Annotated in this window: 17 protein-coding genes and 1 pseudogene; 6 read left to right on the top strand and 12 right to left on the bottom strand. The window is 67.5% G+C overall.

The annotated features are described in order from the left end of the window. Window position 1: 1 nt before the first annotated feature. The 6 genes from MMR14E_RS28735 to MMR14E_RS28710 form a co-directional block, all read right to left on the bottom strand. The gene (locus MMR14E_RS28735) at window positions 2-1,054 is read right to left on the bottom strand and encodes a radical SAM protein (protein ID WP_331319039.1); all 1,053 of its coding nucleotides are present in this window, start codon (window positions 1,052-1,054) and stop codon (window positions 2-4) included. Continuing rightward, window positions 1,051-2,409 (bottom strand): glycosyltransferase 87 family protein, encoded by a 1,359-nt coding sequence (locus tag MMR14E_RS28730; protein WP_331319037.1) that lies wholly within the window; start codon window positions 2,407-2,409, stop codon window positions 1,051-1,053. The genes MMR14E_RS28735 and MMR14E_RS28730 overlap by 4 nt, the downstream gene beginning before the upstream one ends. Then, a complete protein-coding gene (locus MMR14E_RS28725; RefSeq protein WP_331319035.1) occupies window positions 2,406-3,098 on the bottom strand; it encodes a TIGR04282 family arsenosugar biosynthesis glycosyltransferase in 693 nt (230 codons plus the stop codon). The genes MMR14E_RS28730 and MMR14E_RS28725 overlap by 4 nt, the downstream gene beginning before the upstream one ends. A gap of 70 nt (window positions 3,099-3,168) precedes the next feature. Further along, complete coding sequence (locus MMR14E_RS28720; protein WP_331319033.1) at window positions 3,169-3,699, bottom strand: hypothetical protein; 531 nt, start codon at window positions 3,697-3,699, stop codon at window positions 3,169-3,171. Continuing rightward, window positions 3,696-4,469 (bottom strand): molybdopterin-dependent oxidoreductase, encoded by a 774-nt coding sequence (locus tag MMR14E_RS28715; RefSeq protein WP_331319031.1) that lies wholly within the window; start codon window positions 4,467-4,469, stop codon window positions 3,696-3,698. Before MMR14E_RS28715 ends, MMR14E_RS28720 begins: the two co-directional genes overlap by 4 nt. Then, window positions 4,466-5,119, bottom strand: coding sequence for a cytochrome b/b6 domain-containing protein (locus MMR14E_RS28710; RefSeq protein WP_331319029.1), 654 nt, complete (start codon window positions 5,117-5,119; stop codon window positions 4,466-4,468). Before MMR14E_RS28710 ends, MMR14E_RS28715 begins: the two co-directional genes overlap by 4 nt. 178 nt (window positions 5,120-5,297) lie before the next feature. Between MMR14E_RS28710 and MMR14E_RS28705 the strand changes: the two genes are divergently transcribed. Continuing rightward, a complete protein-coding gene (locus tag MMR14E_RS28705; protein WP_331319027.1) occupies window positions 5,298-6,284 on the top strand; it encodes an AraC family transcriptional regulator in 987 nt (328 codons plus the stop codon). A 276-nt stretch (window positions 6,285-6,560) separates the two neighbouring features. Here MMR14E_RS28705 and MMR14E_RS28700 read toward each other — a convergent pair whose 3' ends face one another. Further along, entirely contained in the window at window positions 6,561-7,250 is a 690-nt protein-coding gene (locus MMR14E_RS28700; RefSeq protein ID WP_331319026.1) for an SDR family NAD(P)-dependent oxidoreductase, read from the bottom strand. Window positions 7,251-7,350: 100 nt separating this feature from the next. On the opposite strand from MMR14E_RS28700, the gene MMR14E_RS28695 reads away from it, so the two are divergent. Beyond that, complete coding sequence (locus tag MMR14E_RS28695) at window positions 7,351-8,283, top strand: LysR family transcriptional regulator (RefSeq protein WP_331319025.1); 933 nt, start codon at window positions 7,351-7,353, stop codon at window positions 8,281-8,283. Between the two features lie 13 nt (window positions 8,284-8,296). On the opposite strand, the gene MMR14E_RS28690 is transcribed toward MMR14E_RS28695, so the two are convergent. Next, a complete protein-coding gene (locus MMR14E_RS28690) occupies window positions 8,297-9,013 on the bottom strand; it encodes an SDR family oxidoreductase (protein ID WP_331319023.1) in 717 nt (238 codons plus the stop codon). Between the two features lie 37 nt (window positions 9,014-9,050). Continuing rightward, window positions 9,051-9,725, bottom strand: coding sequence for a peroxiredoxin-like family protein (locus MMR14E_RS28685; RefSeq protein ID WP_331319021.1), 675 nt, complete (start codon window positions 9,723-9,725; stop codon window positions 9,051-9,053). Between the two features lie 120 nt (window positions 9,726-9,845). Here MMR14E_RS28685 and MMR14E_RS28680 point away from each other — a divergent pair, with 120 nt between their 5' ends. Both MMR14E_RS28680 and MMR14E_RS28675 read left to right on the top strand, forming a co-directional pair. Beyond that, on the top strand, window positions 9,846-10,751 hold the full coding sequence (locus MMR14E_RS28680; RefSeq protein WP_331319019.1) for a LysR family transcriptional regulator: 906 nt from the start codon (window positions 9,846-9,848) through the stop codon (window positions 10,749-10,751). A gap of 97 nt (window positions 10,752-10,848) precedes the next feature. Beyond that, a complete protein-coding gene (locus MMR14E_RS28675) occupies window positions 10,849-11,619 on the top strand; it encodes an enoyl-CoA hydratase/isomerase family protein (RefSeq protein ID WP_331319017.1) in 771 nt (256 codons plus the stop codon). 68 nt (window positions 11,620-11,687) lie between these two features. On the opposite strand, the gene MMR14E_RS28670 is transcribed toward MMR14E_RS28675, so the two are convergent. Beyond that, window positions 11,688-12,170, bottom strand: a complete 483-nt coding sequence (locus MMR14E_RS28670) for an alpha/beta fold hydrolase (protein WP_331319016.1) — start codon at window positions 12,168-12,170, stop codon at window positions 11,688-11,690. 112 nt (window positions 12,171-12,282) lie between these two features. Between MMR14E_RS28670 and istA the strand changes: the two are divergent. Continuing rightward, window positions 12,283-13,776, top strand: a pseudogene (gene istA, locus MMR14E_RS28665) (IS21 family transposase); the annotation flags it as partial. A 2-nt stretch (window positions 13,777-13,778) separates the two neighbouring features. Beyond that, window positions 13,779-14,513 carry an IS21-like element helper ATPase IstB gene (gene istB / locus MMR14E_RS28660; protein ID WP_331319012.1) on the top strand — a complete coding sequence of 245 codons (735 nt, stop codon included), beginning with the start codon at window positions 13,779-13,781 and terminating at the stop codon, window positions 14,511-14,513. Window positions 14,514-15,152: 639 nt separating this feature from the next. On the opposite strand, the gene MMR14E_RS28655 is transcribed toward istB, so the two are convergent. Next, the gene (locus MMR14E_RS28655; protein WP_331319010.1) at window positions 15,153-15,857 is read right to left on the bottom strand and encodes a recombinase family protein; all 705 of its coding nucleotides are present in this window, start codon (window positions 15,855-15,857) and stop codon (window positions 15,153-15,155) included. A gap of 419 nt (window positions 15,858-16,276) precedes the next feature. Further along, on the bottom strand, window positions 16,277-17,818 hold the full coding sequence (locus MMR14E_RS28650; RefSeq protein WP_331319009.1) for an NAD(P)/FAD-dependent oxidoreductase: 1,542 nt from the start codon (window positions 17,816-17,818) through the stop codon (window positions 16,277-16,279). Between the last annotated feature and the right edge of the window lie 117 nt (window positions 17,819-17,935).

Here is a 17,935-nt window from a genome sequence, read left to right as displayed (position 1 = left end):
CTCAGAGACTCCAGCGCAGGCCGCAATTGCGGCACGGGGCGGGCGGCGCGTCGGAGAGGAGCGACGTGCGGAAGTCGCGATAGGCCGGTCCGTTCCAGATCTCCCGGAGCGTGGCCTGCGTGGCGTCGCCCAGCGTGTAGTTGGCGTAGCCGCGCACCGAGAAGGGCGCGATGCAGCAGGGCAGCGCCCGTCCGTGGGCGGTGACGTACATCAGGGACCAGGGTCGCCGACAGGTGGCCCAGGCGCGGTCCTCCTGCCGCTTCAGGCTGATCCCGGGCTCGGTCGCGCCCGAGGCGTCGAGCGTCACCCCCAGCGAGCGGCCCAGGGCCTCGGCCTCGGCGATCGCCGCGGTCTCCTCGGCCCGCGCGCTCTCGAACAGCGACAGGTCGGCGCGGGCCATGCCGTACCCGGCCTCGTCGAAGACGAGGCGCTGCAGGTGCACCTCGGTCACGCCCATCTCGGCCGCCAGCCGCACGAAGGCCGGGAGCTGGTCCACGGTCTCCTTGAGGCCTGTCAGCCAGAGCGAGACCCGCGGCGTCGTGGCGCCACTCGCCTTCTGGAACGCGACGAACTTGCCGACGTCGCGCACGATCCGGTCGAAAAAGTCCTTGCCGCGCACCCTGCGGTACGAGGCCCGGTCGGCGGCGTCGAGGGAGACGCGCAGCTCGTCGAGACCGGTCTCGATCAGCTCCCGGAAGCGCTTCGGCTGCATCAGGGTGCCGTTGGTGTTGAACAGGACGTAGGTGCCGCGATCCTTGAGGTAGCGGACCATCCGCGGCAGGTCCCTCACCAGCATCGGCTCGCCGACCCCGTGGAGCACGACCCGGGCGACGTTCGGCACCTGGTCGACGATCCGCGTGAACAGATCCCAGCTCATGTCGGCCGGGGGCTCGAGGGTCTCGAAGGTGCGCGGGCAGGTCTCGCAAAGCAGGTTGCAGCGGTTCGTGACCTCCAGGTAGAGGCAGACCGGCGGCGCCACGGCCTCGGAGGCGCGGTCGGCACCGATCGCCTCGAAGTAGCGGCGCGGATCCTTCAGGGCGGCTGAGGCCGTCATCGGGCGGTTCCTTCCGGGAGGGCGGCGAGGGGTGCGGTGCGGGCCTGCCACAGGGAGCGGGCGGCCAGGACGAGGGCCGGGACGAAGACCAGCGACGGCCAGAGGAAGCGGTCGTTGAGCGGATCGATCAGGAACAGGATCGGCGCCGCGCCGAGCCAGATCAGGGCCGGGGCCGGCGCGACCACCGCGGGCAGCGCCAGCCAGGGGTAATACCAAGCGTAGTGCGGGCTCGCCGCGCAGGTGGTGAGGGCGGCGAGGAGCCCGGCATCGCGGCACAGCGCGACCGCGTCGCGCGCGGGTGCCCGGTCCCGGCCGAAGGCGATCCGGAGCGCGAGCGCGGCGAGCGTCAGGCCGGCGCAGACCAGGTAGGTCCGCAGCAGGCCCGGGGGGCCGAGCCCGAGATGGCCGAGCCCGGCGAGCAGCCAGTAGCCCGCGCCGGTCTCGTACCCCTCCTCGGCTCCGTAGCCCCCGGCGAAGCCGAGCACGTTCGCGCCGGCGCCGAGATAGGGCAGGTAGAGGACGGCGATCACGGCCGCTCCGACGAGCATCGGCCGCCACAGCCGGCCACCGCGCACGAAGGCGGGCGCCACCGCGACGGGCAGCAGCTTCACCAGTGTCGCCGCGCCGAGGAGCGCGCCCGCGAGCCCGTACCGGCGGCGGGTGCGGGCCAATAGCGCGAGGCCGAGGAGACCGATCGCCACGGCGTCGACGTGCCCGTCGCAGGCGAAGGACCACAGGGCGAGCGGGTTCCAGGCGTAGATCAGGATGCGCGCCGACGGCAGGCCGGCGCCGCGCAGGATCGCGAGCATCGCCAGCACGCCCAGGGCCTCGAAGCCCAGCATCGCCAGCTTCATCCCGGTGACGCCGTGCGCGAGCTGGCCGACGGCGGCGAAGACCATCTGCGCCGCGGGCGGGTAGATCGTGCGGGCGTAATCCTTCCGGTTGATCAGCGGGTAGACCGCCGGATCGCGCAGCCGTTCGAGGGCCGGATCGGCCGGGATGTAGCGGTAGGGGTTGATCCCGGCCGCCTGGACCTGCCCGTCCCAGACGTAGCGGTAGATGTCGCTCGACAGGAACGGCGGCACCGGCAGCAGCGCGGCCCGCATCAGCACGGCGACGCCGAGGATCGTCCACAGGGCCGCCCGCGGCAGCCGCTCCCGCAGCACGAGGCGCACGGCGACGAGGTAGACCGCGAGGCCGACCGCCACGGTGCCGACGAAGACGTTGGCGCGGGTGACCGAGCCGACCGTGTCGGCGCCCGGCACGTGGACCGCGAGCGCGCCGACATTCACGACGAGCAGCAGGAGGCCGAGGGCCGCGAGCCGGCGCGCGGGGCTGGCGAGGAGCCGGGTCATGCGGGCACGGCCTCCGACGTCTCCGCCAGCCGCGCCAGGACCGCGCGCGTCGCCGGGGCGGCGAAGCCGGTCCTGTCGGCCGAGAGCCGGGCGAGCGCGGCCGCGTCGTCGACGTCGAACCAGGGCTCCAGCTCGACGAGATCGAGGCCGATCTCGCGCGCCCGGGCGCGGGTCGCGGCCGCGACGGTGTCGGTGCTCCAGGCGATGTCGGCGAACAGGCGGGCATGGGCCTGCTTGAGGCCGAGAATGTAGTAGCCGCCGTCGTCGCAGGCGCCGACCACGGCGCGGTCTCCCGGCGCGAGCAGGATTCGGGCGGCCTGGACGAGGCGGCGCGTCGGCAGCGTCGGGATGTCGGCGCTGAGCACGCAGGCCGCCGCATGGCCCTCCGCGAGCATGCTCCCGACGGCCTGCAGCAGGCAGCGGCCGAAGCCCTCGACCGCCGGCGGGGCCGGGATGTCGCCGTCCGCCGGGACGAGCTGCGTGCCACGTGCGAGGTTTGGGATCACCAGCGCCTCGGCGCCGCGCGGCGCGTAGGCCGCGTAGGCGGCGATCGGCGCGGTGCGCGCCGCCTCCAGGATGTTGGCGGTCGTGTCGCGCAGGAAGGCGGCGCTCAGGCGCGCGGCCTGGTCGGGACTCAGCGGCGGGCACAGCCGCGTCTTGGAGCGGCCGCTGCGCGGCGCCTTGGCCATCACGCCGATCGCGCAGGTGGCGGACGATGCGGATGTCGGTCTCGGTAGCATCTCCCAGAATCCTCCGCGCTCAGTGGAAGGGCCGGACGATCCCGATGCGGAGCGTCTCGTCCGGCGGGATCGCGGTGGCCGAGCCGGGCGCGAAGGTCGGCAGCGCGTGCAGGCGCTCCGGCGTCAGGCCCATGAGGGCGACGTGCTCGCCGAGCAGCGCCACCGCCTCGACCGGCACGGCCACGAGCCGGGGGCCGATCCCGCTCCAGGCCACCGGCCGGAGGCCGAGCCAGGTCAGCCCGAGGGCGCCGTCGAGGCGCACGATCACGGCGGTGCCGCCGTCGTCGCGGCGGACGAGCCCGGTCACGCGGCCGAGCACGGGCTGGGACTCCTCCGGCTGGAGCAGGAAGCGGCCCGGGAGATCGCCGACGCGCACAGGTTGGGGGAACCGGTCGGCGGCACGACCGGCCATCTCGGGGGCGGTCATGCCGGGCTTCGGCATGTGGTCGGGGGCCGGCGAGGGACCGGCCGTCTGCGCCCGCCCCGCACCGGTGAGGGCGAGGGTCAGCAGGATCGCGCCGCAGGCGCTGGGAAGCGCGCGGGCGCTCACAGGCCGGCGAACCAGCTGAATCCGCGGCTCTCCCAGTAGCCGCCGGGATAGGTGTTGGTGACCTCGATGGCCGTGATCCATTTCGGGTTCTTGAAGCCGAGCTTGACCGCGGTGCGCAGGCGCAGCGGATACCCGTAGGGATCCGGCAGGTCCTGGCCGGCGTAGCGGGTGGCGAGCAGCGTCTGCGGGTGCAGCGCGCTGGCCATGTCGATGCTGCTCGGGTAGTCGTCCGCCGTCTTGAAGGCGACGTACTTGGCGGTGAGGTCGGCGCCGACGCGCTCCAGGAAGGCGCGGAGCGGCACGCCCGACCACTGCCCGATATAGTCCCAGCCCTCCACGCAGACGTGGCGGATGATGATCTCGCGCTCGGGCAGTTCCGCGATCTGCCGGCGCGTCCAGGGCCGCCTGTCGGAGATCAGGCCGGCGAGCTCGAGCCGCCACGCCTCGCCGTCGACCGGCTTCACGTCCTCGACATCGTAGTAGGCGTTGAAGCGCGGCGGCTTCAGAACCTGGGAGGCGGGGTATTCCGGCGCGAGCTTGCGGGGATCGAAGAGGGCGGCCTGGACGCCGTCGTTGAAGTCGGAGACCGCGCGGAGCGCGCGGCCGACCGCGGTCGTGTCGGTCACGTCGCAGCCGGTGAGCAGGGTGAGCGCCCCCAGCGTCAGGCCGCCGCGCAGCAGACCGCGCCGCTCGATCTGCCGGATCAGGGGCCTGTGGTCGTCGAGGATGCCGGAATCCGGCACCTTGAGGGGGCGGAACGGCGACATCATCGCGCCGCCTCCCGCGCCACGGCCGGGAGGGCCGGACGGCGGACCGGGCCGCCGGTCAGCATCGCCCACAGCGTGCGCGGCACGAGCAGGGCGAGCACGACGTGGATGGCGAGAAAGCCCGCCAGCACCGCCATGCCGGCGAAGTGGACGAGGCGCGCGCCCTGGAAGCCGCCGAGCAGCGCGACGAGACCGGAGAACTGGACCGGCTTCCAGATGGCCAGCCCGCTGACGACCTGGCTGATGCCCGCCAGAATGGCCACGATGTAGAGGATCTTCTGGACGGCGTTGTAGGTCGTCAGATCCTCGTGGGCGAGCTTGAGCCGCAGCGCGTCGCGGACCGTCTGCACGATGTCGCGCGGCCGGATCGGCAGGAGGCGCTCGCGCAGGCGCCCCGTCGCCACGCCGTAGACGAGATAGGCGCCGCCGTTAGCAACCAGCAGCCACATGGCGGCGAAATGCCAGAGCAGGCTCTCGGCCGCCCAGGACCCGAGCCGGATCGCCTTGGGAAAGTACACGCCGTGGATGATGACGGAATCGTCGTAGATGCCCCAGCCGGAGCCGATCAGCACCACCATCGTCACGGCGTTCGTCCAGTGCATGACCCGCACCGGCCAAGGGTGCAGGCGGGAGGCGGAAGCGCTGCCGTTCATCCTCATGGTCCGGATGTCCCCTGTGATTTCCGATCCCGTGCGCGAGATGTGTTCGAGCGACCGCGCGCCGACCTTCGGTATTGGATCCGTATTTCACGACGTCTCTCGGTCGTGGCGACGATAATTCATGAGATCAGATGATATATTTCGTGTCAGCATAAGACATAAAGAGGAATCTATGTCCTGCGATACGCTCTCAAATCTGTTCTCTACCTTGTCGGTGCAGGTTCACGCTTTCGCATTCTGCGAGATTCAGGAAGGCTGGCAGCTGTCGAAGAACGGCATGCCGGACGCGATCCTCGTTCACTACGTTCTGGCAGGGTGCGGGACGATTGCCGTGGAAGGTCAAGAACCTCTGCGTTTCGGGCCGAATTGCATCATCATCCCGCCGCGCGGCATGCGGCACGCAATCGGTTTCGCCGGAGCCAGCCGTGCGGTTACCGCTGACGATGCGCGCAGAGTACTTCCAGACGGCCTCATCGCACTGACGGCCGGCGATGGGAGTCGCGACATTCTCCTGGCCTGCGGATCCATCTCGGCGCGCTATGCCGGCGCGCTCGGTCTCTTCGATCGCCTGCACGACGCGCTGGTCGAGGATCTGTCGGGCAGCGATCGGTTGCGCCACGCCTTCGCGTTCATGGTCGAGGAACTGGTTCAACCGAGTTTCGGCACGCAGGAGGTGACGAGCGCCCTGATGAAGCAGTGTCTTGCGATCCTGCTTCGCGTTCACCTGAAGGAGAAGGGCGCGCAATCGCCGATCTTCGAGACATTGCGCGATCCGAGGCTGGTCCCGGCGATCGCGGCGATCCTCGATGCGCCCGGGGCGCCGCACACAGTCGACAGCCTGGCTGCGCTCTGCGGGATGAGCCGCTCCGGTTTCGCCGAGCGCTTCTCCGCCATCTTCGACGAGGGACCGATCGAATATCTGCAGCGGGCGCGCCTGCAACGGGCAGCCAAGATGCTGACGGCGTCGCCCATGCCCGTGAAGGTCATCGCCGAGAGTGTCGGCTACGCCAGCCGCAGCTACTTCTCGCACGCTTTCAAAGCCGCCTACGGCTGCGATCCGAGCGCCTACCGCACGCGGGCGACGCGACTGGTCCAGGCGCTGGAACCCCTGGCGCCGCGCGGAGCCGACGTCGCGGGCCCGGATTCCGCGAAGACTTGAGGGGGCGCGCGGGCCGATCGGTCGCGGGTCGGACACGAACATCGAAGACACTGTCACCATCAATGCTGACAGTCTCGCCAAGACGATGAAGCAGTGGAAGCCGCTCGACGTGCTGTATCGTGCAAATCTGGTGCTGTGGTGCGAGGGCGATCTCGGACTCGGTGCGACCCACAGGGAGCGGCGGGCGCACCGGCTCGGCCCGTGCCCGGCGACGGTCCGCCCGGGTCACAGAGGGCGGCAGGTTGCGGCCGCGCTTCCATCGTCACGATGGTTCAGTCACCAGGGAAGCGGATTGTTGAACCGGTCGACGTAGCGCAGCCCGACCAAGCCGCGGTTCGCCGCGATCATATCGACCACGCGCGGGATGCTCTCCTCGACAGACAGGGTTGCATCGCCGCCGCCCATCTCGGTCCGCACCCAGCCGGGGGCGACGAGGAGCAGGGCGTGCCCGTCGTCGGGGTGCTTGGCCGCATAGCCCTGCATGAGCCTGTTGAGGGCGGCCTTGCTGGACGCGTAGAGCTGCCAGCCGCCGGTGGCGTTCGCGATGCTCCCGAGTTCGGAGCTCATGATCCCGATGGTGCCGCCGGCCGGCACCAGATCCCGCAGGAGTTCGACCGCGCGCACGGGCGAGAAGGCGTTGGTCAGCATCATGTCGAGAAAGTCCGTCTCGCGCGCGCTGACCGGGCTGGCCTCGATGTCGCGCGCGATGCCCGCATTGATGAACAGGACATCCACGCATCGACCGCTCAGGCGCTCGCGCAGCGTGCGGACCGAGCCCGCATCGTTGATGTCGACCGGCCGGATCTCAAGCCTGTCGGGGAAGCGGTTCCCGAGCGTCTCGAGCTGGTCGGAGCGGCCGCGTGCCGTTGCGATCACGCGCCACCCGCGCCCGAGCCACTCCGCCGCGAGGGCGAGACCCAGTCCGCGCGAAGCGCCGACGATGAGCGCCGTGGATTGCCCTGTCATGGGAGCCTCCTCTGAATTGCCTCGGCTCCATGTGGCGCAGCGGCGCTCGAGAAATGAGCGCCGTTCTGTCAGATCATTCCGGACCCGGAGTCATGGAACGATGCCGTACGATGGCCGGCTGCTCGCCGGCGTGACGATCCTGATGGCGGTGGTCGAGGCCGGGACCATGACCCGGGCCGCCGAGGCCCTCGGGCTCACCCAGTCCGGCGTCGGTCGCGCCATCCAGCGCCTGGAGGCGCGTGTCGGCGTGCGCCTGCTCGACCGCACGACCCGGACCTTGCGGCTCACCGACGAGGGGCGACGCTTCTGGGAGCGGGTCGGCCCGCATCTCGACGGGATCGAGGCCGCGGCCCTGGAGGCGGCGGGCAGCGCTCAGGCGGTGCGCGGCCGCCTGCGGGTGAATGTCGACCCGTTCTTCTCGCGCCTGGTCCTGTCGCGGCAACTGGCGCACTTCCTCGCGATCCATCGCGAACTGCGGCTCGAACTGATCATGCGCGATCAGATCGGCGACCTCGTCGCCGACGGGTTCGATATGGCGCTCCGGTTCGGGGATCCACCGCTGGCGGGCTTCACCGCGCGCAAGCTCCTGGAGACGCGGATCCTGACGGTCGCGGCGCCGGCATACCTGGCTGCGCATGGCCGCCCCGCGCACCCGCGCGACCTCCGCGACCATGCCTGCATCGACTATCAGGATCCGTTGACGGGCCGTCCCTTCGCCTGGGAGTTTCGCCGCGGCGACGAGGTCGTGCCGGTGCGGCAGGCGGCGCGCCTGATGGTGTCGGACGTCGAGACGATGATCGGCGCCTGCTGCGAGGGCGCGGGGATCGCGCAGGTGATGCAGCTCGGCAGCCGGAACATCGTAGCGAGCGGCAAGCTCGTCGAGATCTTCCCGGATTGGCCCGACGAGACCTTCCCCCTGTACGCGATCTACCCGTCGCGCCAGCATCGCGCCGCCAAGGTCCGCGCCTTCACCGAATGGTGCCTGCAACTGGTCGGCGGCGACAACGCGCTCGCGACCGCCGCGACCCGGTGAGCCGCGCCCGGGGCTACAGCGCCGCCCGGCCGATCGAGGCACCGCCGTCGACGTAGAGCGTCTGCCCCGTCATGAACGCCGCCCCGTCCGACATCAGGAACGCGATGGCCGCTGCGATCTCCTCCGGCCGTCCGAAGCGGCCCATCGGCACCCCGGCGAGATAGCGCGTCTCGCCCTCGCTGCCCGGCGGGTTGTTCGCCCGGAACAGCTCGGTCTCGGTCGGGCCCGGCGCGACCGCGTTGACGGTGATCCCGGTCGTGGCGAGCTCGAGCGCCCAGGAGCGCGTGAAGCTGACGAGCGCGGCCTTCGCGGCCGCGTAGGCCGTGCGCTCGACGCTGCCGAGGACGGTCAGGCTGGCGATGTTGACCACCCGGCCCCAGCCGCGCTGGCGCATGCCCGGCAGGGTCGCCTGCACGGTCTGGACCGCCGGGTGGAGATTGACGCGCAGGACCTCGTCCAGCGCGGGGATCTCGACCGCCCCGAGCCGCTGCGGCCGGACCAGTCCGACATTGTTGACCACGCCGTCGAAGGCGAAGCGTCCGGTCAGGTCCGCGAGGACCGCGTCGGTGGCGTCGCCGTCGGCGAGGTCGACCGGCACGAGCGTTCCGGGGAAGCCGTCGAGACCGCGGCGCGCGATGCCGACGACGTGGTGGCCCTCATCGGCGAGACGGTGGGCCAGCGCCAGCCCGATGCCCTTGCTGGCACCGGTCACGAGAAAGGTACGGGACATCCTGGATCTCCTCAGGGTCGTGGGTCCGTCGACGGGGTCAGGCAGCGATTGAGGCGGCGCGGCGGAGCGCCGGCAGCATGTCCGCGGGCTCGGGGCGGCGGGTGTAGTCGGGGTTCACCTCGGCGTAGAGGATCACGCCGTCCTGCCCGACGACGAAGCGTCCAGGCATCGGCAGGGTCCAGCTCGCGTCGCCGTTGAACGCCGGCAGGTCGTTCTTGAGGCTCTTGTAGAGGTCGACCAAGTAGTCGGGCAGGGCGAAGCGCAGGCCGAACGCGGCCGCGACGTCGTTGTGCGGGTCCGACAGGATCGGGAAGCCGAGCGCGTTCTGGCGGACCGATTTCCGGCTGTTGGCCGCCGTCTGCGGCGAGATGGCGACGAGGCTTGCGGCCAGGTGTTCGAATCGCGGCAGCGCTTCTTGGAGCGCCTGGAGCTCCATGTTGCAGTAGGGGCACCACACGCCGCGATAGAAGCTGATCACGAGCGGGCCGCGGTCCAGCAGGGTCACCGAGGAGACGGGCTGACCCTCCGGATCGTTGAGCCTGAAGGCCGGAGCCCGGTCGCCGGCCCTGAGGGCGCGGGCCGCCGCGCCGGAGGCGATCAGCTCCGCGGTGGCCCGGTGCATCGTCCGGATCACCGAGGGCGGGACGTTGTAGGGGGGCTTGCCGGCCTCGAAGTCGGCCTTGAACGCGTCGAGCTCGGATTGCAGGGTCATGGTGCGGCTTCCGGATGCATCACCGCGGCGGCGCGGCGCGGACGACCGGAGTGATGCGCCTCCCCCGATAGACAGGGCAGGCGGCCCAGGGCGATAACGCTCATTCCAGGGAGGAATGGCGTGGACCGGTATCAGGCGATGGCCACCTTCGTACGGGTCGTCGAGGCCGGCTCCTTCTCGGGCGCCGCCCGGCTCCTGAACGTCGGCCAGCCTGCCGTCTCCAAGACGATCGCCCAGCTGGAGAACCGGCTGCAGGTCAGCCTGCTCGTCCGCTCGACCCATGGCCTGAGCCCCACGGAGGCGGGCCTGCGCTTCTACGAGCGGGCCCGGGCCGCCATCGCCGAGGCGGACGAGGCCGAGCGCGCGGCCCGCGGCGCTGGGGCCGGGCTCTCGGGCCGGCTGCGCGWCTCGGCGGCGACCACCTTCGCGCGGCTCCACGTGGTGCCGCTGCTACCGCGCTTTCTCGCCGCGCACCCGGACCTCGACATCGAGATCATCCTCGACGACCGGGTGATCGACCTCGTCAGCGCGGGGATCGACCTGTCGCTGCGCATGGGCGCCCTGCCGGACTCGACCGCCGTCGCGCGCAAGCTCGCGACCGGCGCGCGCTCGGTCCTCGCCACACCCGGCTACCTCGCCCGCGCGGGCGAGCCGCGCAGCCCGGCGGACCTGGCAGGGCACGAGGCGGTGATCTACAGCCAGCTGCCCGATGTCTGGTCCTTCACCCGGGACGGTGCCGCGGTGTCGGTCTCGGTCCATGGCCGCGTGCGGGTCAGCGCGGCCGAGGGCCTGCGGGCTGCGGTCCTGGCCGATATCGGACTCACCGTCACGTCGGACTGGATGTTCGCCCCCGAGTTGGCGAGCGGCGCGGTGCGGCGGCTGCTGGAGGCCTGGACGCTGCCCCCGATCGATCTCTGGGCGGTCTTCCCCACCGGCCGCATGGCCAGCGCCAAGGCACGGCTCTTCGCCGGCTTCGTCGAGGCAGCCATGGCCGAGACCCGGGCGGATCATTCCACGGCGGCATAAGCCTTATCGCTCCGCGCCGTCATCCGTCGCCGGACGGAGCCGTCTACCTCGTCCTCACGCCGACCGAACGGGGCCGGCCACCTTGAGGACAGCACCGATGGCCCGTTTCGACACCTACCGCGACGCCTTCCCCAATGCCCGCCTGACCCGCGAGCCGAACGGCGTGCTGGAGGTCATGCTCCACACCGAGGGGGGCAAGCTCGTCTTCGACGGCCACACCCACGAGCAGTTCGTCGACCTGTTCCACGCCATCGGCGAGGACCGCGACAACCGGGCGGTGATCCTGACCGGTGCGGGCGACGCGTTCATGGACGCGATCAGCCCCGAGGGCTTCGATTTCTTCACGCCGCAGGGCTACGACAAGATCCTGCGGGAGGGCCGCAAGGTGCTCGGCAACATCCTCGACATCGAGGTGCCGATGATCAGCGCGCTCAACGGCCCGGTCCTGCTGCACAGCGAGTACGCGTTGCTGACCGACATCGTGCTCGCGACACCCGAGACGGTCTTCCAGGACAAGCCGCACTTCGAATTCGGCATCGTGCCGGGCGACGGCATGCACATCCTGTGGCCCGAGGTGATCGGCTCGATCCGCGGGCGGTACTTCCTGCTGACGCGGCAGGTCCTGGACGCGCAGACGGCCAAGGATTGGGGCGTGGTCAACGAGATCGTGCCGCAAGACCGGCTGCTGGCCCGGGCGCACGAGATCGCGGACGGGATCGCCGCCCTGCCGCCGCTGACCGGCCGCTACACCCGGATCGCCCTGACGCAGCGCCTGCGCCGGCTCGTCGAGGAGGGCACCGGCTACGGCCTCGCCCTGGAGGGCATCAGCGCCGCCGACGTGGCCCGGACCATGGCCGCCCAGGCCTGAGCGCACAGCCTCTCCGAACTACCCCACGGTGTGCCGGGTCCGCGAGGATGGCCCGGCGCGCCGGCGGTTCAGAAGTAGGCCCGGATCTCCCGGGCGATGTCATCCACGTTCGTTTCCAGGGCAAAGTGGCCGGTGTCCAGGAAGCGCACCCGTGCGTCCGGGATGTCGCGTTTGAACGCCTCGGCTCCCGGCGGGACGAAGAACGGGTCGTTGCGGCCCCATATCGCGAGGAGCTTCGGGCGGCGCTCGCGGAAGAAGGCCTGGACCAGCGGGTAGCGTTCCAAGTTGCGCTTGTAGTCGAGCTTGAGCGTGACTTGGCGGTCCGCGTTGCCTGGCCGGGCCAGGATGGCGGCGTCGAGCGTGTACGCCTCGGGCTCGATGACGGACGGGTCGGGCACCCCGTGGAAGTAGGGCGCTTTGACCCCGTCGAGGGTCATGCGGGCGCGGATGGACTCCACGGCGGCCTCGTTCGGCTTCGCCCAATAGGCCCTGAGAGGCGCCCAGGCCGCCTCGCCGAGACCCTCCAGGTAGGCGTTGCCGTTCTGGGACATGTGTTTAGGCGTGGAATAAGGACCCCGTTTTTGGGGTGATCGGCGTCCAAACGGGACCCCAGGACAACTCATCCAGACTGCCTCTCGTGTTCGAACGAGAGGAGCGCGGGGGATGTTTGTCGTGGAGACGATCGCCAAGATCCGCCGCGCCTTTTTCGTGCAGCAGAAGCCGATCAAGCAGATTTGTCGGGAGCTGAAGGTCTCCCGTAAGGTCGTGCGGAAGGTGATCCGCTCCGAGGCGACCGCCTTCCGCTACACCCGCACCAGTCAGCCCGCGCCCAAACTCGGGCCATGGCGGGAGCCACTCGACGGGATGCTTCTGGCCAACGCCGGCAAGGCTCCCCGCGAGCGGCTGACCCTGATCCGTGTGTTCGAGGCGCTGCGCGGGCTCGGCTACGAGGGCGGCTACGACGCGGTGCGCCGCTACGCCAAGGGGTGGAGGCGCACGCGCACCGCCGTGACGGCCCCCGCTTTCGTGCCGCTCGTCTTCGCCCCGGGTGAGGCCTACCAGTTCGATTGGAGCCACGAGATCGTGCTGATCGGCGGCGTGACCGTCACGGTCAAGGTCGCTCACGTCCGGCTCTGCCACTCGCGCATGCTGTTCGTGCGGGCCTACCCGCGCGAGAGCCAGGAGATGGTGTTCGACGCCCACGACCGGGCGTTCGCCTTCTTCCGCGGCACCTGCCAGCGCGGGATCTACGACAACATGAAGACCGCGGTGGAGACGATCTTCGTCGGGCGCGAGCGCGCCTACAACCGCCGCTTCCTGCAGATGTGCTCGCACTACCTCGTCGAGCCGGTGGCCTGCACCCCGGCCTCGGGCTGGGAGAAGGGCCAGGTCGAGAACCAGGTCGGGCTGGTGCGCGAGCGGCTGTTCACCCCGCGCGTCCGGGTGAAGAGCTACGACGAGTTGAACGCCCTGCTGCTCGATGGGGTGATCGCCTACGCCAAGGCCCACCCGCATCCCGAGCAGTCGGATACGACCGTGTGGCAGGCCTTCGAGGCCGAGCGAGCGGCGCTGGTCCCCTATGCCGGTCGCTTCGACGGCTTCCACGCCGTCACCGCCTCGGTGTCCTCGACCTGCCTCGTGCGCTTCGACAACAACCGCTACTCTGTCGCGGCCTCGGCTATCGGCCGCCCGGTCGAGGTGCGGGCCTATGCCGAACGTGTCGAGATCCGACAGGACGGACGCGTCGTCGCCGAGCACGCCCGCGTCTTCGGCCGCAACCAGACGGTGTTCGATCCCTGGCACTACGTGCCGGTGCTGGCCCGCAAGCCCGGCGCGCTCCGGAACGGCGCGCCGTTCAAGGATTGGGTCCTGCCCGCCGCCCTCGACCGAATCCGGCGCAAGCTCGCCGGCAGCGCCGACGGTGACCGGCAGATGGTCGAGATCCTGACCGCCGTGCTCGGCGATGGCCTGCCCGCGGTGGAGGCCGCCTGCGCCGAGGCGCTGCGCGAGGGCGTGCACTCGGCCGACGTCATCCTCAACATCCTGGCTCGGCAGCGCGAGCCCATCGCGCCCGTCACCCTCCTGACGCCCGAGGGTCTGCGGCTGCGCCACGAGCCCGTCGCCGACTGCGCCCGCTACGACAGCCTGAGGAGAGCCCCATGATGGAACGTCAGCAGATCCTCGCCACCATGGGCGAGCTGAAGTTGTTCGGGATGAAGGCTGCCTACGACGAGATCATCAAGGTCGCGGTCAAGCGTACCCACGAGCCGCAGCAGATCGTCGGCGACCTGCTCCAGGCCGAGATCAGCGAGAAGCAGGCGCGCTCGATCCGCTACCAGATGACGATTGCCAAGCTGCCCCTGGCCAAGGACATCGCCGAGTTCGACTTCAGTGGCACGCCGATCAACGAGGGGCTGGTGCGCGACCTCGCTGGCGGCGAGTTCCTCGCCCATCAGCGCAACGTCGTGCTGGTTGGCGGTACCGGCACGGGCAAGACCCATCTCGCCATCGCGATCGCCCGCGCCTGCATCCGGGATGGGGCCCGGGCTCGGTTCTACAACGCGGTCGACCTCGTCAACCGGCTCGAAGCTGAGGCGCGGGCCGGCCGGCAGGGCCGCATCGCCGACCACCTCGCTCGGCTCGACCTCGTGGTGCTGGACGAGCTCGGCTACCTGCCGTTCGCGCAGTCGGGCGGGCAGTTGCTGTTCCACCTCATCAGCAAGCTCTACGAGACCACCTCGATCGTGGTCACCACCAATCTCGCCTTCGGTGAGTGGCCGAGCGTGTTTGCCGGCGACGCCAAGATGACCACGGCGTTGCTCGACCGGCTCACACATCACTGCGAGATCGTCGAGACCGGCAACGAGAGCTGGCGCTTCAAGAACCGCGCCTGAGGCCGGCTCGCACCCCGCGCCTCCAGGATCCATGCTCAGCCCGGCTGCGCTACCCCGACCCGCTCCGCCGGGCTGACCAGGGGCGTCACGCCACGCTCATGATGGGGTCCCGATTGGAAGCCGATCCGGGGTCCCGTTCCGATGCCGTTTGACAGTCTGCCGACTCTTATGCAGACTTCTTTCAGCATCTTTTACTGGTTCCGAAGAATACATTGTGCAACCAAAGATCTTATGCGCCCATTCATCTAGAATAAAATTCCCCAGAAAAACTGCTGCGCGCAGTTCATCTTTGTGTTTCGTCGTCAAGCGTTTAGTGCGGCGCCCTTCCATCCAATGGACGTAATAATACCCGTTTGAATGCTTTTTCAAAGTGGGGGTCATCGCTGCCTCGCTATAGATAAGCTCAGTATAACTCGAGAACACAATCAAATCAATGGACATTATCTCGAAATATGCACTTAAGACGTCTTGTCTGATCTTACGAACCGCCATCAGACAGATCAGACATTTCGGACGCGTGATATTTCGGCTCCGCAACACGCGCCGCATGTTACGGTAGCAGATGCATGGCTTCACAAACCTAGGCCTAAAGCTTGACGCTCATTGCCTTCAGTGGAGATGGGAGAAGCGCCCGCCAACTCAGCCGATTTTGGACGATACGCCGCTTGCGGATGCGAGACGGCTCCGCAGTCTCTTCACGGCCGTCGGCGTCCAGCTGCCGCTGCCGCTTAGCGTGGGAACACCCTCAATCTCGAATGCGGCGGCTACAGCACGTAGTGACGCGGTACCTTCTGGGTCGAGGCGTGCCAGAATCGGTGCAAGAGCCTCGGCTTGCTCTGTGGCTTTACAAGCGCGGGCGAGGCGAGCCTTGGCCGTGTCCTCAGCTGTGCCAGCGCGGCCCCTGAATCCACCGAGTCTCTGGCCGCGCGCTTTGGCAGCCGCCAGCGCGGCCTTGGTGCGGGCAGAGATCATCCGGCGCTCTTCCTCAGCAACTACGGCCATGATGCCGACGGTCATCCGGTTCGCCGAGGGTATATCGCATGCGACGAAGTCGACACCGGCTTTGTGCAGGCCGAGCAAGAAATGCGCATCCCGGGCAAGCCGGTCGAGTTTGGCAACCACAAGCGTGGCGCGGTGAGCGCGACAGAGAGCAAGGGCACGGGTCAATTCCGGCCGCTCGGCATTCGCGCCGCTCTCGATCTCGACCACTTCGGCGACCAACTTCCAGGCACCACCATTGAGGTAGTCAGTGACGGCCGCGCGTTGTGCCTCTAGACCCAGCCCAGAGCGACCCTGCCGATCGGTGCTGACACGCAGGTAGGAGATGAAGCGACTATAAGCCATCTAATACCCGTATCACCCTATGCAACGGACATTGCATAGGGTGATATGGAAAGTCTCCCTGTCAATGATGATTAGGCAAGCGTCGCACTTTGACCGGCGACTTCTTCCCGTGCCCCCCGGTATACCGACTAAGCAACTTCGTCAGCGCCTGCCAGACATCCCGAGAAAAGTGCGTCGGCGGGGGTGATCCGGACAAAATGTCCGCCTCGTGATAAGATCCTTATAGAGCTGTGGCAATGAGAAACAACCGGATCTGGCCGATTGCGGTTCATCAGCTCCTAGGCTCGGGTAACTGGCAAAGGGACATCTGTCGCTACTCAGATAACGAGCCGAAACGAAGCAGCCCATAATGGTAATTTCCGCTTCAGCTTAGGTCAGAACCCAGGGTGACCACAGTGAGAAGTCCAAGGCGAGCGTTGCTAAAGCAGACCCTCGACTTTGATAATAGCGTCAGCCGTGGCGAGACCAGATTGAAGAGCCCCCTCCATATAGCCAAAAAAAGGTAAGCAGCAGTGCTCACCCGCAAAAACTAGTCGCCCATGATAAGGCCGGCTTAAGAAAGGGCCTATCCGGGTCACCTCACCGGGTGCCGGACACGAATAGCCCGCCTTTGTCCAGCAATCATCAGGCCAGCAAATAAACTTTGGACCTCCGACCACATTACCGGCATAGTCAGGGTAGATCTTTGCCATTTCAGCGTCATAAAAAACTCTCACACTCTCGTCTCCCGAATCTCTGCGAATCTCGATCGCCCGATCAGCAGCCGGGCCTCCCGCGAAAAGGCTAAGTGTAAGCGGTCTTCCTCCCAATTGTGCCTGATTGTCAGTACCATCCCAAGTCAATCCCGCAGTATCCAGTGTCGCGTTCGGCGATAAGCCGCGACCGAACCAAAACCGCGTCGAAACACCGCTGAGATATTTCACCGCCCTCCCCATAGACATGCGATAATCGGCTGGAATCTCCGGACTTATACGGATACCAGTCGGGTCCCTCGACGACCATAAACTCGGCGGTACCGCCAAAACAACATAATCAGCCTCGACAATATCGCCACCCGCGGAAGTTATACTGGCTTTGGATTCTCCGATATCTATTGAGCTGATCGGTGTTGACAGGCGAACCTCTCCCCCCTGCCTTTCAATCTCCCTCGCCAAGCTTATCGCAAGACTCTGATTTCCTTGCTCACACCTTAAAGTCTCGGACTGAGTAAAATAGTCATCAATCTTTCCGTGTAGAGCACCGCCCCTGATTGCGGCCAAATTAGCCAAATAGCTCTGCGACGACGTCGGCGCGCCATTAGTGTTTGAAAACTGCACTTCCATCGCGCCGCGGGCAAGATCCGAGCAATCTTGCTTCGAGAGCCATTCGCCCAAACTGACCGAGTCGAGATCGACAGCGTTTTCCGCTTTCCAGCAGATGTATGGGTCACCAATGGAGCTTGCCTCGACGCACAGTTTATTCACTAAAACTCCCAGCTCGTTGTAAATGCCCTCTGCTTCTTTCCTAGCGACTAGGCGGCCACACAAATGTAACGGAGAATCAAGATCTAAAGAGGTAAACGCATCCTCGCCAGTGAGAACGGTGAACCCGAGACCGAATTTCTTTGCAAGCATAATCCAGGTAGGATGATTATATCCAATAAGCTCACCTCCCGCCTCTACCGCTCGGTATCCGCCCTCATCTAAATGCGTCCAGACCCTGCCACCTAAACGATCTCGAGCCTCGAAAACTTTAACATTGAAAGATAAAGCAAGCTTATTTGCCGCCATGAGGCCCGCAAACCCGCCACCCACGACTACGACGTTTAGCTTTGTCTTCCGAGCTCGCCCCGCTTTTAAAGTCTGTATATCGAAATGGTGAGCGAAATTCTCAATGCGATTCTGCAAATCCTTCTGGCGTTGTGCAGCCGGAGGCCTAGTGCCGAATCGTTGATCCAGACGGGCGAACAGCGATCCGGCCATGTACTAAGCCCCTCGGTTGACAAGCTCGCGAATCAGATTTCTATCATAAGGCGCATTCGACAGAAACTCGTTGCAGTCCAAAGGTTCAAAGTTGCCCTTCGGCAACTACTTTAGATA

Origin of the sequence: Methylobacterium mesophilicum, assembly GCF_036441335.1 — a bacterium.
GTDB classification, from domain to species: Bacteria; Pseudomonadota; Alphaproteobacteria; order Rhizobiales; family Beijerinckiaceae; genus Methylobacterium; species Methylobacterium mesophilicum_B.
Note: the sequence above shows the minus strand (reverse complement) of the source record. Positions and strands in the feature narration are given on the sequence as shown.

Excerpts from the sequence above, each read along its gene's own strand:
- MMR14E_RS28700 (WP_331319026.1), bottom strand. The coding sequence starts at position 7,250 with ATGACAGGGCAATCCACGGCGCTCATCGTCGGCGCTTCGCGCGGACTG.
- MMR14E_RS28655 (WP_331319010.1), bottom strand. The coding sequence starts at position 15,857 with ATGGCTTATAGTCGCTTCATCTCCTACCTGCGTGTCAGCACCGATCGG.
- MMR14E_RS28710 (WP_331319029.1), bottom strand. The coding sequence starts at position 5,119 with ATGAACGGCAGCGCTTCCGCCTCCCGCCTGCACCCTTGGCCGGTGCGG.
- MMR14E_RS28695 (WP_331319025.1), top strand. The coding sequence starts at position 7,351 with ATGCCGTACGATGGCCGGCTGCTCGCCGGCGTGACGATCCTGATGGCG.
- MMR14E_RS28715 (WP_331319031.1), bottom strand. The coding sequence starts at position 4,469 with ATGATGTCGCCGTTCCGCCCCCTCAAGGTGCCGGATTCCGGCATCCTC.
- MMR14E_RS28675 (WP_331319017.1), top strand. The coding sequence starts at position 10,849 with ATGGCCCGTTTCGACACCTACCGCGACGCCTTCCCCAATGCCCGCCTG.
- istB (WP_331319012.1), top strand. The coding sequence starts at position 13,779 with ATGATGGAACGTCAGCAGATCCTCGCCACCATGGGCGAGCTGAAGTTG.
- MMR14E_RS28735 (WP_331319039.1), bottom strand. The coding sequence starts at position 1,054 with ATGACGGCCTCAGCCGCCCTGAAGGATCCGCGCCGCTACTTCGAGGCG.
- MMR14E_RS28685 (WP_331319021.1), bottom strand. The coding sequence starts at position 9,725 with ATGACCCTGCAATCCGAGCTCGACGCGTTCAAGGCCGACTTCGAGGCC.
- MMR14E_RS28730 (WP_331319037.1), bottom strand. The coding sequence starts at position 2,409 with ATGACCCGGCTCCTCGCCAGCCCCGCGCGCCGGCTCGCGGCCCTCGGC.
- MMR14E_RS28670 (WP_331319016.1), bottom strand. The coding sequence starts at position 12,170 with ATGTCCCAGAACGGCAACGCCTACCTGGAGGGTCTCGGCGAGGCGGCC.
- MMR14E_RS28725 (WP_331319035.1), bottom strand. The coding sequence starts at position 3,098 with ATGGCCAAGGCGCCGCGCAGCGGCCGCTCCAAGACGCGGCTGTGCCCG.
- MMR14E_RS28650 (WP_331319009.1), bottom strand. The coding sequence starts at position 17,818 with ATGGCCGGATCGCTGTTCGCCCGTCTGGATCAACGATTCGGCACTAGG.
- MMR14E_RS28690 (WP_331319023.1), bottom strand. The coding sequence starts at position 9,013 with ATGTCCCGTACCTTTCTCGTGACCGGTGCCAGCAAGGGCATCGGGCTG.
- MMR14E_RS28705 (WP_331319027.1), top strand. The coding sequence starts at position 5,298 with ATGTCCTGCGATACGCTCTCAAATCTGTTCTCTACCTTGTCGGTGCAG.